This window comes from Acidovorax sp. SUPP2825 (assembly GCF_030158995.1).
In the GTDB taxonomy this organism is placed as follows: domain Bacteria; phylum Pseudomonadota; class Gammaproteobacteria; order Burkholderiales; family Burkholderiaceae_C; genus Paracidovorax.
The window spans coordinates 144,222-158,074 of the sequence record NZ_BQXK01000007.1 but is presented as its reverse complement, the minus strand read 5'-3'; the positions used below and the strand labels follow the sequence as shown (position 1 = coordinate 158,074).

Sequence of the window (13,853 nt, the reverse complement as noted above, 5' to 3'; positions counted from 1 at the left end):
ATGACGCACCGGCCAGTGACGCGCATCCCCGGCGCGGCACTGGCGGGGTGCGGCCTCGCCGCGGCCGCCGCCCTGCTCTGGTGGACCGCGGGCGGCCCAGCGGCGCAGGCGCCCCGCACACCGGGCGCCGAGACCGCCTCGGCCATGGCTGCGGGCACCCGCGCTCGCAGTCCGGCCACGCCGGCGGTGTGGGACGCGCCCGCACCGCCCGTGGCCGCCGCCAGCGACGACCCGCTGCTGGGACCCGGCCTGCGCGACACGCTGGAAGCCCTGCTGCACGCGGCGGGCGAAGCGCCGGAGCCCGGCCTTCTCAAGGCACGGCTGGAGGGCCTGATCGGCCAGTTCTTCCCGCCGCAGGTCGCCACCCGCGCATTGGCGCTGGCCCACCGCTACGTGGACTACCGCGTGGCGCTGGGGCGGCTGCAGGCGCCCGCCGATCTGCGCGATCCCCAGGCCCTGCGCCAGGCCCTGGCCGCGCGCCAGAAGGTGCGCATGGCCGCCTTCGAGCCGGACGAGTACCAGGCCCTGTTCGCCGCGGATGCGCAGATGGACGAGTACCTGCTGTCCCGGCTGGAGATTGAGCGCGACCCGTCGCTCACGGCCGACCAGAAAAGCGCGGCCCTGCAGCAGGCCGAAAGCGCCCTCGGCCCCGCGTTGCAGGCGCAGCGCAGCGAAGCGGTGGCGCACGTGGGCCTGGCCCGGCAGACCGCGGACTTCGACGCGCAGGGCATGGACGCCACGGCCCGCTTCAGCGCGCGCAGGGCGCAATACGGCGCCGAAGCCGCGCAGCGGCTGGCCCAGATGGACACGCAGGACCGGCAATGGCAGGGCCGGCTCGACCAGTACCAGGCAGCGATGGGCTCGGGGTCTTCTTCGGCACGGCTGGCGCAACTGCGGTCGGAGCTGTTCACCCCGCAGGAGCAACTGCGCCTGGAGGGCGCCATGGCGCTGCGGGCGCTTCCCACGCAGGCCCGCTGACCGCGGGCAACCTTCGGCTGCGGCATTGCCGCCATTCATGCAGGTTTCCTGCAAAACGGACCCGCCGGGGGCACGATTTCGCCCGAATGCTGAGTCTCTACGGCCTAAAGTGGATGGCAGACATCCATCCACGAACGGAGACGCCAATGAACGCAGCCTTGCCCGAGCAAGCCACGCAACAGACCGCCGCCTGGGAGAACCCCATGGGCACCGACGGTTTCGAATTCATCGAATACGCCGCACCCGATCCGCAGGCCATGGGCAAGGTGTTCGAAGGCATGGGCTTCAAGCCCGTGGCGCGGCACCGCCACAAGAACGTCACCCTGTACCGCCAGGGTGAGATCAACTTCATCATCAATGCCGAGCCCGACAGCTTCGCGCAGCGCTTTGCGCGCATGCACGGCCCCAGCGTCTGCGCGATCGCCTTCCGCGTGCACGATGCCAAGGCCGCCTACGAGCGCGCCCTGGGGCTGGGCGCCTGGGGCTATGCCGGCACCGCCGGCCCGGGCGAGCTGAACATTCCCGCCATCAAGGGCATCGGCGACAGCCTGATCTATCTGGTGGACCGCTGGCGCGGCAAGGGCGGCGCGCAGCCCGGCGACATCGGCAACATCGGCTTCTTTGACGTGGACTTCGAACCGCTGCCCGGCGTGTCGGCCGAAGAAGCGCTCAACCCCCACGGCCACGGCCTGACCTACATCGATCACCTGACGCACAACGTGCATCGGGGCCGCATGAACGAATGGGCCGGGTTCTACGAGCGCCTGTTCGGCTTCCGCGAGATCAAGTACTTCGACATCGAAGGCCAGGTCACCGGCGTCAAGAGCAAGGCCATGACCAGCCCCTGCGGCAAGATCCGCATCCCGATCAACGAAGAGGGCAAGGAAAAGGCCGGCCAGATCCAGGAATACCTGGACATGTACAACGGCGAGGGCATCCAGCACATCGCCATGGGCTCGGACGACCTGTACACCACGGTGGACGCGCTGCGCGGCGCCGGGGTGCGCCTGCTGGACACCATCGACACCTACTACGAGCTGGTGGACAAGCGGATTCCCGGCCACGGCGAGCCGCTGGCCGAACTGCACAAGCGCAAGATCCTCGTGGACGGCAAGAAGGACGCGCTGCTGCTGCAGATCTTCAGCGAGAACCAGCTCGGCCCCATCTTCTTCGAGTTCATCCAGCGCAAGGGCGACGACGGCTTCGGCAACGGCAATTTCAAGGCGCTTTTCGAGAGCATCGAGCTCGACCAGATGCGCCGGGGCGTGCTGAAGTCCGACTGAGACAACGCCTGTAACCGAATGCAGCTTCACGGCGACGCATCTCTATACTGCGGCACGTCTTAGAACCGGAGGAGATACCGTGAAGCTATTGAGTGCCAGTGCCTATCTGGGGGGTGCATTGCTGTGCATGGCAGGACTTGCCGCGCACGCGCAGACCCCTTCCGCGCCGCTGAAGATCATCGTGCCCTACCCTGCGGGCGGGCCGGTCGATGCCTCGGCCCACATCGTTGCCGAAGGCGCCAAGGCGGCGCTGGGCAACGTGGCGGTGGAGAACAAGCCCGGCGCGGGCGGCAACGTCGGTGCCGATCTGGTGGCGAAAGCCCCGGCCGGCGGCAACCTGCTGGTGATGGGCGCGGTGGCCACGCATGCGGTGAACCCCTGGCTGTACAAGAACTTTCCGTACGACCCGATCAAGGACTTCAAGCCGATCGCCCTCGTCGCGCGCACGCCCAACGTGCTGGTGATGAGCGCCGAGCAGGCCAAGAGCCTGAACATCGGCAGCACGACCGAACTGGTGCAATACCTCAAGAAGCATCCGGACCAGCTCAAGTACGGCTCGGGCGGCAACGGCAGCATCGGCCACATCGCGGCCGAGATGTTCAAGTCGCTGACCAACACGCGCATGGCGCACGTGCCGTTCCAGGGTTCGCCACCGGCGCTCAAGGCACTGCAGGCCCAGGAAGTGAGCCTGGTGTTCGACAACCTGGCTTCGTCGCTGCCGCTCATCAAGGCGGGCAAGCTGAAGGCGCTGGGCGTGACCTCGCTGGGCCGGGACGACGACCTGCCCGACGTGCGCAGCATCAACGACGAGGTGCAGGGCTTCAACGTGGTGACGTGGTTCGGGCTGTTCGCCCCGATCGCGCTGCCCGATGCCGACGCCCGCCGCTACGCCATGGCCTTCAGCGCGGGCATGAAGTCGCCGGCCAGCACGGAGCGCTTCAAGAAGATGGGCCTCGACCCCGAGGACCTGACGCTGGAGAGCTTCGGTCAGTTCGTGCGCTCGGAGCACAGCAAGTACGGTTTTCTGATCAAGGCCGCAAAGATCAAGATGGATTAGCCGCGGCCGGGGGCAGGACGCCCAGGGCTGCGGCATGGATACCAAAACCCAAGGAGCCAAGCATGGGACAGCCCCCCGTCGTCTACGGACAATCCGATCGCCCACCCCGCGGCGACTACGCCCGCGCCAACGCCGACTACACCTGCGCGCAGGACTACGAGGCCTACACCGCGGCCGACCACGACACCTACCGGCGCCTGTACGAACGCCAGTCGGCCCTGCTGCCGGGCCTGGCGAGCGATGCGTTCATCGAGGCCCTGCCCTCGCTCGGCGCGCGCGACCGCATTCCGCGCTTCGAGGAAGTGAACGAGCGCCTGTACCAGGCCACGCGCTGGGAACTGGTGGGCGTACCGGGGCTGATCCCCGAGGTGCCATTCTTCACGCTGCTGGCCAACCGCAAGTTCCCGGTGACCGACTGGATCCGCACGCCGCAGGAGTTCGACTACATCGTCGAGCCCGACATCTTCCATGACCTGTTCGGCCATGTGCCGCTGCTGTTCAACCCGGTCTTCGCCGACTACGTGCAGCGCTATGGCCAGGGCGGCCTCAAGGCCCACGGCCTGGGCGCCTGCGAGCTGCTGTCGCGCCTGTACTGGTACACGATCGAGTTCGGCCTGATCCGCCAGGACGACGGCCTGCGGGCCTATGGCGCCGGCATCCTGAGCTCTTCGGGCGAACTGGCCCATTCGGTGCGCAGCCCCGAGCCGCAGCGCATTCCCCTGCAGCTGGAGCGCACCATGCGCACGCGCTACAAGATCGACACCTACCAGCAGACCTACTTCATCATCGACAGCTTCCAGCAGCTGTTCGACATGACCGCGGCCGACTTCGCCCCGATCTACGAGCGCCTCAAAGGCCAGCCCGAGTTCGCGGCCGACGAGCGCGAGGCCGTGCCGGCCTGACGGCGCGCACCCGGCCGGCCGCCGCTTCTTCGCACGCGGCAGCATGGCTTCGCGCCGGGGGAGGGGCGGCCCCGTGCGGCGGCGGATGATCGACTCCGTCATCCGCCGCAAGGTCCAACTGGCGCCCAGCGCGAGGCACATTGGCGGCGGATTCCCCGAGGAATCCATCCATGTCGCGCATTTCTGGCATTTCGTCACCGCTGCGTCCCGCACCGGGCATCGTCGTCGATCCCTCGCCGGGGCTGCTGACGCCCGTCGCGCCCGTCCGGCGCAGGCGCCAACCGCCCTCCGCCGAACCAACGCTGCCCGAACTGGCCCGGCGCCTGTCCTCAGCCCCGATGCCGCCGCGTGCACCCCTGCATGTAGTGCGGCATTCGCTGCTGCCGCCGCAGTTCCAGTCGCCCCAGCGGCCCGGCACCGAGCCGCCTGAGACCTACCAGCGCCATTCGAAGCTGCCGCCCCAATACCAGTCGCCGCTGCGCCAGAGCTTTCTGCCGCCCCAGGCGTACCAGTCGCACTCGGCGATGAACACCTTCCAGTCGCCCTATGCGCCCGCGCCGCAAGGGGCGTTCGGCAGCTCGGTCCTTCCCCCGGCCCCAGCGCCGCAGGACCCCGCCCGGCCGGAGGCCGCCGCACAGCGGCCCCCGCGGGTGTCGGTGCTGCCGCAGGTGCGCCCCTCCATCCTGCAGGGCGCCAGCCCGCGCCCGCAGGGGCCCCGCCCTTCGGTGCTGCCCCAAAGACCGTCCTTCCAGAGCAGCGGTAGTGGCAGCAGCGCCGCCAGCGGCTCGGCCTCCGCCCAGGCGCCCATGGAAACGCGGTATTCGGTGCTGCCGGCCAAGCTGCAGGCGGCCTCGGCGGCCTTCCAGTCCGTGGCCCACGCCGCCGTGGCCATCGGCCTGGAGAGCGCCAACACCGTGCAGATCACGACCGCCGCCCAAGCCCAGGAGGTGCTGGCCCGGGTGCAGCGCCTGGCCACCCAGGCCGCACCGGCCTTGCATGCGCTGTCCGGCGCGCTCCAGCACATGGTGGAGAACAAGACGCGGCTGTCGCAGGAGATCCGCGAAGAACTGGCCGACATCGGCCAGTCGCTGCTGACCACCGGCCAGTCGCTGCAGAAGTTCCTGAACCACACCCTGGGACGGTTCGCCCCGCAAACCATGCCGCCCGCGGAGCCGCCGGCCGAAACCCCGGCCGACGCGGCCGCCGCTGCCGAAACGGCCGCCGTGGCCGAAACCACCGCCAAGGCCGAAGCCGAGGCCGCCGCCGCACCGCCGCCCCCGCCTCCACCGCCCAAGGCGCACCTCAAGCCCCGCCCGCAAAAGCACCCTGCCGCCAAGCCGGCGCTGCACCCGGTCCCCGCCGCGCCGGCGCCAACGGCCAAACCGGTGCCGGTCCATGTGATGGCCATCTCCACCGAAGAAGGCCGGGCGGCGCTGCGCGCGGGCTTCGGCACGCCCGAATCCGCCGATGCGGGGCTGCGGGAAATCGCCCTGGCATTCAAGGCCGCGCAAAACGGCTCGACGGACGACAAGCGGGCCTTCCAGCTGGCCTACCAGGACCGGCTCACGCTGCCCGACGATTTCAGCAGCGGCAACGTGGCCGCCGTGAAGCAGCTCAAGCGGCTGCTGGCTGGCGTCAACGTGGCCTATGTGTCGCCGCAGTACGGCAAGGACATGGGCGTGGGATCGGACGACTTCAACGCGCGGCGCTCCGCGGCGGCCGCGGCGTAGAAGCAGGCGGCAATGCCCTGCGGCCTACGGGGCCGCGATGAGGTCCAGGCACTCCCGCACCACCGGCGGATGGAATGCCATCTGCACGTGCGCCAGGCCCTCGCGAAGGCGGTTGTCCGCGCCGTCCAGGGTGGCCGTGGCGGCCGGGTACACCGCGTTGTCGCAGTTGGAATAAAAGCAGGTGAACAGCGCCGCGCGCCCGCGCGGCTCGTCCTGCGCCAGCTGCCGCAGCCATTCGCCCCCGGGCACCATCTGCCGGCCGTTGGCGGACCGGCTGAACCGCGCCGCCCACGCGCCCTGGTGGGGCGAGCCCAGCGTGATCACGCGGTGCACGCGCGCATCGGCCTGCCGCGCCCGCAGCCACGCCCGCACGGCCAGACCGCCCATGCTGTGGCCCACAACGACCGGAGGGCGGCCCGTGGCGGCGGTGACCCGGCGCACCGCCTCGTCCAGCGTGTCCACATAGTCGTCGATGGCGCCGAACGCGGGCTCCATCGTCACCGCCACGAACGGGTGGCCGCGGCTGCGCAGCACCTTCATCCAGGGCGTCCAGAACCCGCGGTTGCAGATGAAGCCGTGCACCAGCACCACGCCGCGCGCGGGCGGCGGGCCGCCGGTGACGGGGGGCGGCAGCCAGTCGGGCACGGCGGTGGAGCGAAACGGCTGCCACCATCCGAACACCACGCTGGCCCAGCGCGCCTCGGCCGACCAGGCGCGCACCACCTGCGCCAGCGACGGCACCGGCACCCCGTCGGCCCGGCTGGCCTGCCGGTTCACGCGGACCATGCACACGAACTGCAGCCCCATGAACAGCCGCAGCAGCAGCATCACCGCGGCCAGGCCCGCCACCGCCCGCAGGGGCGAGTGGGGCCATTGCCACACCAGCCAGCCGGCGGCCAGCAGCAGGTTGCACACCACCATTCCGCGTTGCCATCGTGCATTGGTCAAGACCGGTGCTCCTGAAAAAAACGAGTCCGCATCATGTCACTTGCGGGACGGGCATAGGACAAGCCCCCTGGACAGGGCGCGAGCCGCTTCCACAATCGTGCCCACCTCCACCCGCGCACGAAAGGGACGACCGCATGGAACGGATCTGGCTGAAAAACTACCCTCCGGGGGTGCCGCACAACGTGGAGCCCGAGCAGTACCGCTCGCTGCCGCACCTGTTCGAGGAGTCGTTCCGCAAGCATGCCGACCGCCCCTTTTCGGTCTGCATGGACCGGTGGATGACCTACGGCGAACTCGACCGCCTGTCGGCCCAGCTCGGCGCCTGGCTGCAGGGCCAGGGACTGGAGCCCGGCGCGCGCGTGGCCATCATGCTGCCCAACGTGCCGCAGTTCGGCGTGACCATGGTGGGCGTGCTGCGCGCCGGCTACACCTGCGTGAACGTGAACCCGCTGTACACCGCACGGGAGCTGGAGCACCAGCTCAAGGATTCCGGCGCCACCGCCATCGTGATCCTGGAGAACTTCGCCCACACCCTGGCCGAGGTGATCGACCGCACCGCCGTGCGGCACGTGTGCGTTGCCAGCATGGGCGACCTGCTGGGCGCGGCCTTCGGGCGCTGGATCACGTTCGCCGTGCGCCACCTGGCCAAGATGGTGCCGGCCTACGAGATTCCGCTCACCAACGGCCGCCAGGTGGTGCCGTTCAACAAGGCGTTGGCCCTGGGCGAGCGGCGCACGCTGGCGCCCAGCCACGCCACGCTGGATTCGACCGCCTTCCTGCAGTACACCGGGGGCACCACGGGGCTGTCGAAGGGCGCGGTGCTCACGCACCGCAACATCGTGGCCGCCACGCTGCAGGCCGAGGCGTGGTTCACGCCCGCGCTGTCCAAAGTGGGAGACGTGCGCCATGCCAACAGCATCGCGGCGCTGCCGCTGTACCACATCTTCGCGCTCACGCTGTGCCTGCTGGCGATCCGCCAGGGCTCGCACCTCACGCTGATCCCCAACCCGCGCGACATTCCGAAATTCGTCGCGGTGCTGAAGAAGCGGCCCTTCCACATGCTGCCGGCGGTCAACACGCTGTTCAACGCGCTGCTGCACCACCCGCAGTTCGCTGCGCTCGATTTTTCGCACCTGTGCGTGTCCCAGGCCGGCGGCATGGCCGCGTCGGAGGGCACGGCGCGCCAGTGGCAGAAAGTGACGGGCAGCACCATGATCGAAGGCTGGGGCATGAGCGAGACCTGCGCCATCGGCACCAACAACCCGGTGAACAACACGCAGTTCACCGGCACCATCGGCCTGCCCCTGCCGGGCATCGACATCGCCATCAAGGACGATGCCGGCGAAAGCCTGCCCATCGGCCAGTCCGGCGAGATCTGCATCCGCGGCCCCAACGTGATGACCGGCTACTACCAGCAGCCCGAGGAGAACGCCAAGGCCTTCACGGCGGACGGCTTCATGCGCACGGGCGACGTCGGCATCATGGACGAGGCCGGCTACACCCGCATCATCGACCGCAAGAAGGACATGATCCTGGTGAGCGGCTTCAATGTGTTCCCCAACGAGCTGGAGCAGGTGATCTCGCTGTGCCCCGGCGTGCTGGAATGCGCGGCCATCGGCGTGCCGGACGAAAAACAGGGCGAGGCGATCAAGGTGTTCGTTGTGAAAAGCGACCCGGCGCTGTCGGAGGAAGACGTGGAGCGCTACTGCCACGAGCACCTCACCGGCTACAAGCGGCCCCGGCACATCGAGTTCCGCGATGCGCTGCCCAAGACGAACGTGGGCAAGATCTTGCGCCGGGAACTGCGCAGCTGACTGAGTCCGGCCGGCGCACGCCGGGCCGTGGCAGCCCGCGGCGGATGACGTGCCGCCCGGCCGGGGTGGCACGCAGAAGTAACAGCTGCATCCGCTGATTTCAGCCCGCCCGGGTCCTGCTACCGGTCTCTCCCAGGCAGGCAAACACCCGTTCGCCCTCCGTCAGCCGGCCCGCGCCCCTGTGCGCGCACCCCGTTTCTTTTCCGGCCGCAGCCGCCCGCCGGCCCCCCTTCCCAAGCACCACCGCCCCCTGGGCTCAGGGATAATCCCACGCGCAAACGTTTGCGCAAACGTTTGCTTTCGCTACCATGGCGGTCCGCGGCGGTTTTTCCGGACGGCGATCGAGGCTCTTTCGACAGCCCCATCGGGTCCGCAACCGGCGCATTCCGTATCCCGACAACGCCCTTTCCAGGAGACACCATGCCCTTCACCCGCCGCTCCGTTCAAACCGCCGCCGCCCTCGCCGTGCTGGGGGGCCTGCTGGCCTCGCCCGCGTTCGCGCAGGACAAGCCCAAGATCGCGCTGGTGATGAAATCGCTGGCCAACGAGTTCTTCCGCACCATGGAAGACGGCGCCAAGGCGCACCAGAAGGCGCATGCCAGCGAATACACGCTGGTGGCCAACGGCATCAAAAACGAGACGGACACTGCCGCGCAGATCAAGATGATCGAGCAGGCCGTGGCGCAGAAGGTCAACGCCATCGTGCTGGCGCCGGCCGATTCCAAGGCGCTGGTCCCGGCCGTCAAGGCGGCGGTGGACAAGGGCATCCTGGTGGTGAACATCGACAACCGCCTGGACACCGATGCGCTCAAGGAAAAGAACCTGACCGTGCCCTTCGTCGGCCCCGACAACCGCGCAGGCGCCAAGCTGGTGGGCGACTACCTGGCCAAATCGATCAAGGCGGGCGACAAGGTCGGCATCATCGAAGGCGTGTCGACCACGTTCAACGCACAGCAGCGCACGCTGGGCTTCCAGGACGCGATGAAGGCCGCCAACATCAAGGTGGTGGGCGTGCAGTCCGGCCAGTGGGAGATCGAGAAGGGCAACACGGTCGCTGCCGGCATGCTGCGCGAGCACCCCGACCTGGTGGCGCTGCTGGCCGGCAACGACAGCATGGCGCTGGGCGCGGTGGCCGCGGTGAAGGCCGCCGGCAAGGCCGGCAAGGTGCAGGTGGTGGGCTACGACAACATCAACGCGATCAAGCCCATGCTGGCCGATGGCCGCGTGCTCGCCACGGCCGACCAGTACGCCGCCAAGCAGGCCGTGTTCGGCATCGAACTGGTGCAGAAAGCCCTGGCCGCCAAGACGCCGCAGGCCCAGTTGCCGGCCGAGGTCAAGACCGAGGTGGTGCTGGTCACCAAGGACAGTAAGTAAGCGCGCCCGCAGCGCCTGCCGACCTCCTCGCCTGCCGCCTTTGACCTGAGGACCGACCCCGTGCCCCCTTTGCCGCCCGCCGCCGCGCCCGCGTCCGCCCCCCTGCTGGAGATGATCGGCGTGGGCAAGGACTACCACGCCACCACGGTGCTCCACACGGTGACGCTGTCGCTGCATGCGGGCGAGGTGCTGGCCCTCACCGGGGAGAACGGCGCGGGCAAGAGCACGCTGTCCAAGATCCTGTGCGGGCTGGAGCCGGCCTCGCGCGGCAGCATGCGGCTCGCGGGCCACCCCTATGCGCCCGCCTCGCGCCGCGACGCCGAGGGCCAGGGCGTGCGCATGGTCATGCAGGAGCTGGGCCTGATTCCCACGCTCACCGTGGCCGAGAACCTGCTGATGGGCCGCCTGCCGCACCGCGCGGGCTGGCTGCGCCGCGGCGCGCTGCATGCGGCCGCCCGCACGCAGCTGGCCAAGATCGGCCTGACCGACATCGACCCGGCCACGCCGGTCGCGCGCCTGGGGCTGGGGCAGCAGCAGATGGTGGAGATCGCCCGCAACCTGCACGACGACACGCGCGTGCTGGTGCTGGACGAGCCCACCGCCATGCTCACGCCGCGGGAGACCAACTACCTGTTCGAGCAGATCGCGCGGCTCACGGCGCGCGGGGTGGCGATCGTCTATGTGTCGCACCGGCTGGAGGAGCTGCGCCGCATCGCCGACCGCGTGGCCGTGCTGCGCGACGGCGCGCTGGTGGACGCCCGCCCCATGGCCGGACTGAGCGAGGCCGATCTGGTGCAGCGCATGGTGGGCCGCGCGGTGAGCGATCTGGAACACCGCCCACGCCGCCAGGCCGGCCCGGTGGTGCTGCGCACCGAGGGCCTGGGCCGGGGCACGGCGGTGCAGGACGTGAACCTGGAGCTGCGCGCGGGCGAGGTCTTCGGCATCGCCGGCCTGGTGGGCTCGGGCCGCACCGAGCTGCTGCGCCTGCTGTTCGGCGCCGACCGGGCGGACCGGGGCACGGTGGTGCTGTCCGAAGGACATGATCCAAATCGGCCTCCAGCACAATCGGTACTAGGGCATACCGCTACAAATTCAATAGCAAACGATTCCCACGAGCCGCGCGAACGCCGCATTCCGCGCGGCTTCGCCTCGCCGATGCAGGCCATCGCGGCGGGCATCGGGCTGGTGGCGGAGGACCGCAAGTCGCAGGGCCTGCTGCTCACGCAGCCGATCCGCGTGAACGCCACGCTGTCCGACCTGTCGGCCGTCTCGCGCCTGGGCTGGCTGCGCCGGGCGCACGAAAGCAGCGTGGTGCAGGGCTTCATCCGCACGCTGGGCGTGCGCTGCCGCGGTCCCGAGCAGCCCGTGGGCCAGCTGTCGGGGGGCAACCAGCAGAAGGTGGTGTTCGCCCGCTGGCTGCACCGCGACGGCCGCGTGCTGCTGCTGGACGAGCCCACGCGCGGCGTGGACGTGGGCGCGCGCGCCGACCTGTATGCCGAACTCGACCGCATGGCGGATGCCGGGCGCGCGCTGTGCATGGTGTCGTCCGACCTGCGCGAACTGATGGCCATGGCCGACCGCATCGGCGTGATGAGCGCCGGGCGCCTGGTGGCCGTGTTCGAACGCGGCCAGTGGACCGAACAGTCCCTGCTCGCGGCCGCTTTTTCCGAACCCGGTGGCCGCACGGCCGCCCCCAAACCCCTTTCCGCATGAACACCCCCGCACCGGCGCCCCAGGCCGCCGCCCTTTCTTCTTCCGCCGCCACATCCGCCTCCGTCTGGCGCACGCAACTGGGCACCTTCCTGGGGCTGGCGGCCGTGCTGGTCGGCATGGTCGTGCTGTTTTCGTGGATGTCCGAGTACTTCTGGAGCCGCGAGACCTTCGTCACCATCGCCAACGAGATCCCGGCGCTGGCCGTGATGGCCGTGGGCATGACGTTCGTGCTCATCATCGCGGGCATCGACCTGTCGGTGGGATCGGTGATGGCGCTGTCGGCGGCCACGTCGGCCGCCGCCATCCTGCAGTGGAAATGGAGCGTGCCGGCCGCGGCCGCGCTGGCGCTGGCCACCGGCCTGATCTGCGGCACGGTGACCGGTGCGGTATCGGTGGCCTGGCGCCTGCCCTCGTTCATCGTCTCGCTGGGCATGCTGGAGGCGGTGCGCGGCGGCGCCTACGTGGTGACCGATTCGCGCACGCAGTACGTGGGCGACGCGATCTCGTGGCTGTCGGCGCCCGTGGCGGGCGGCGTCTCGGTGGCGTTCGTGCTGGCCCTCGTGCTGGTGGTGGTGGCGCAGCTGGTGCTGTCGCGCACGGTGTTCGGCCGGTGCCTGGTGGGCATCGGCACCAACGAAGAGGCCATGCGCCTGGCGGGCGTGGACCCGCGCCCCATCCGCATCGCGGTGTTCGCGCTCACCGGCCTGCTGGCCGGGCTGGCGGGGCTGATGCAGTCCGCGCGCCTGGAGGCGGCCGACCCCAATGCCGGCACCGGCATGGAACTGCAGGTGATCGCCGCCGTGGTGATCGGCGGCACCAGCCTGATGGGCGGGCGCGGCTCGGTCATCACCACCGCGTTCGGCGTGCTCATCATCGCGGTGCTGGAGGCGGGCCTGGCGCAGATCGGCGCGAGCGAGCCGAGCAAGCGCATCATCACCGGCTGCGTGATCGTGGCCGCCGTGATCGTCGATACCGTGCGCCAGCGCCGGGCAGCCGTTTAATCCCCGGGCCGCCCCGCACCTGCACCCCTGATCCCATGGCCACCATCAAGGACGTCGCCCGCCGTGCCGAAGTGTCGGTGACCACCGTGTCGCACGTGGTCAACGGCACGCGCCACGTGAGCGCCGAGGGCCGCGCGCGCGTGGAGGCCGCGATCCGCGAACTGGGCTACGTGCCCAGCGCCATCGCGCGCAGCCTCAAGCGCAACCACACGCGCACCCTGGGCATGCTGATCCCCAACAGCTCCAACCCGTACTTCGCCGAGGTGGTGCACAGCGTGGAGGACCGCTGCTTCGGCGCGGGCTACAACCTCATCCTGTGCAACACCAACGACGAGGCGCAGCGCCAGGCCTCCTACCTGCAGGTGCTGGCCGAGCGGCGCATCGACGGGCTGATCGTGGTCTCGACCGGGCACGACGCCACGCTGGCGCGGCAGTTGGAAAACCTGTCGATCCCCACCGTGCTCGTGGACCGCGAGATCGAGGTGCCCCAACCGCCCTGCGACCTGGTGGAAACCGCGCATGCCCAGGGCGGGCGGCTGGCCACCCGCCACCTGCTGGACCTGGGGCACCGCCGCATCGCCTGCATCGGCGGGCCGCAGGGGCTGGCGCCCAGCGAGCAGCGCATCGCGGGCTGGCGCGAGGCGCTGGCCGAGGCCGGTGCTTCCTCCGAGGGCATGCTGTCGCACGGCAACTTCACCAGCCAGAGCGGCTACGAGGCCATGCAGGCGCTGTTCCGTGCTCCTTCCGCACCGAGCGCCGTCTTCGTGTGCAACGACCTCATGGCCATGGGCGCGTTGTGCGCCGCGAACGAGCGGCAGCTGCGCATTCCCGATGCCCTGTCGGTCGTCGGCTTCGACGACATCGAACTGGCCGCCTTCACCAGCCCGCCGCTCACCACCGTCGCCCAGCCCAAGCTGCGCATCGGCAGGCTGGCGGTGGACATGCTGCTCGAACGCATCGACGGCAAGCGGCAGGAGCCGCGCCAAATGCTGCTGCAACCCGAACTGCGCGTGCGGGCCTCCACGGCCCGGTATCTTTTTTCCTGACCCCAGC

The 13,853-nt window shown here is 69.9% G+C and carries 11 protein-coding genes; 10 read left to right on the top strand and 1 reads right to left on the bottom strand.

The features are described from left to right. The 5 genes from AVAK2825_RS11170 (at nt 1) to AVAK2825_RS11150 (ending at nt 5,950) form a co-directional block, all read left to right on the top strand. On the top strand, nt 1–978 hold the full coding sequence (locus AVAK2825_RS11170) for a lipase secretion chaperone (protein ID WP_284398020.1): 978 nt from the start codon (nt 1–3) through the stop codon (nt 976–978). Between the two features lie 146 nt (nt 979–1,124). Next, a complete protein-coding gene (gene hppD / locus AVAK2825_RS11165) occupies nt 1,125–2,261 on the top strand; it encodes a 4-hydroxyphenylpyruvate dioxygenase (protein WP_284398018.1) in 1,137 nt (378 codons plus the stop codon). Nucleotides 2,262–2,388: 127 nt separating this feature from the next. After that, a complete protein-coding gene (locus tag AVAK2825_RS11160) occupies nt 2,389–3,318 on the top strand; it encodes a Bug family tripartite tricarboxylate transporter substrate binding protein (RefSeq protein ID WP_284398391.1) in 930 nt (309 codons plus the stop codon). Nucleotides 3,319–3,380: 62 nt separating this feature from the next. Then, nucleotides 3,381–4,220: a phenylalanine 4-monooxygenase gene (phhA, locus tag AVAK2825_RS11155; RefSeq protein ID WP_284398014.1), complete on the top strand. Its 840-nt coding sequence runs from the start codon at nt 3,381–3,383 to the stop codon at nt 4,218–4,220. Nucleotides 4,221–4,390: 170 nt separating this feature from the next. Further along, the gene (locus tag AVAK2825_RS11150; protein ID WP_284398012.1) at nt 4,391–5,950 is read left to right on the top strand and encodes a hypothetical protein; all 1,560 of its coding nucleotides are present in this window, start codon (nt 4,391–4,393) and stop codon (nt 5,948–5,950) included. A 24-nt stretch (nt 5,951–5,974) separates the two neighbouring features. On the opposite strand, the gene AVAK2825_RS11145 is transcribed toward AVAK2825_RS11150, so the two are convergent. Continuing rightward, a complete protein-coding gene (locus AVAK2825_RS11145; protein WP_284398010.1) occupies nt 5,975–6,898 on the bottom strand; it encodes an esterase/lipase family protein in 924 nt (307 codons plus the stop codon). Between the two features lie 134 nt (nt 6,899–7,032). Between AVAK2825_RS11145 and AVAK2825_RS11140 the strand changes: the two genes are divergently transcribed. From AVAK2825_RS11140 to AVAK2825_RS11120, 5 genes are all read left to right on the top strand, one after another. Then, nucleotides 7,033–8,712: an AMP-binding protein gene (locus AVAK2825_RS11140; RefSeq protein ID WP_284398007.1), complete on the top strand. Its 1,680-nt coding sequence runs from the start codon at nt 7,033–7,035 to the stop codon at nt 8,710–8,712. Between the two features lie 420 nt (nt 8,713–9,132). Beyond that, on the top strand, nt 9,133–10,086 hold the full coding sequence (locus AVAK2825_RS11135; RefSeq protein ID WP_284398004.1) for a sugar ABC transporter substrate-binding protein: 954 nt from the start codon (nt 9,133–9,135) through the stop codon (nt 10,084–10,086). Between the two features lie 111 nt (nt 10,087–10,197). Next, nucleotides 10,198–11,799, top strand: coding sequence for a sugar ABC transporter ATP-binding protein (locus AVAK2825_RS11130; RefSeq protein ID WP_284398387.1), 1,602 nt, complete (start codon nt 10,198–10,200; stop codon nt 11,797–11,799). Further along, nucleotides 11,796–12,800, top strand: coding sequence for an ABC transporter permease (locus AVAK2825_RS11125; protein WP_284398001.1), 1,005 nt, complete (start codon nt 11,796–11,798; stop codon nt 12,798–12,800). Before AVAK2825_RS11130 ends, AVAK2825_RS11125 begins: the two co-directional genes overlap by 4 nt. Before the next feature lie 35 nt (nt 12,801–12,835). Beyond that, nucleotides 12,836–13,846, top strand: coding sequence for a LacI family DNA-binding transcriptional regulator (locus AVAK2825_RS11120; protein ID WP_284397996.1), 1,011 nt, complete (start codon nt 12,836–12,838; stop codon nt 13,844–13,846). Nucleotides 13,847–13,853 lie beyond the last annotated feature (7 nt).

What these genes read in the sequence shown, in the direction of transcription:
- AVAK2825_RS11170 (WP_284398020.1), top strand. Translation starts at nt 1, where the DNA reads ATGACGCACCGGCCAGTGACGCGCATCCCCGGCGCGGCACTGGCGGGG.
- hppD (WP_284398018.1), top strand. Translation starts at nt 1,125, where the DNA reads ATGAACGCAGCCTTGCCCGAGCAAGCCACGCAACAGACCGCCGCCTGG.
- AVAK2825_RS11160 (WP_284398391.1), top strand. Translation starts at nt 2,389, where the DNA reads ATGGCAGGACTTGCCGCGCACGCGCAGACCCCTTCCGCGCCGCTGAAG.
- phhA (WP_284398014.1), top strand. Translation starts at nt 3,381, where the DNA reads ATGGGACAGCCCCCCGTCGTCTACGGACAATCCGATCGCCCACCCCGC.
- AVAK2825_RS11150 (WP_284398012.1), top strand. Translation starts at nt 4,391, where the DNA reads ATGTCGCGCATTTCTGGCATTTCGTCACCGCTGCGTCCCGCACCGGGC.
- AVAK2825_RS11140 (WP_284398007.1), top strand. Translation starts at nt 7,033, where the DNA reads ATGGAACGGATCTGGCTGAAAAACTACCCTCCGGGGGTGCCGCACAAC.
- AVAK2825_RS11135 (WP_284398004.1), top strand. Translation starts at nt 9,133, where the DNA reads ATGCCCTTCACCCGCCGCTCCGTTCAAACCGCCGCCGCCCTCGCCGTG.
- AVAK2825_RS11130 (WP_284398387.1), top strand. Translation starts at nt 10,198, where the DNA reads ATGATCGGCGTGGGCAAGGACTACCACGCCACCACGGTGCTCCACACG.
- AVAK2825_RS11125 (WP_284398001.1), top strand. Translation starts at nt 11,796, where the DNA reads ATGAACACCCCCGCACCGGCGCCCCAGGCCGCCGCCCTTTCTTCTTCC.
- AVAK2825_RS11120 (WP_284397996.1), top strand. Translation starts at nt 12,836, where the DNA reads ATGGCCACCATCAAGGACGTCGCCCGCCGTGCCGAAGTGTCGGTGACC.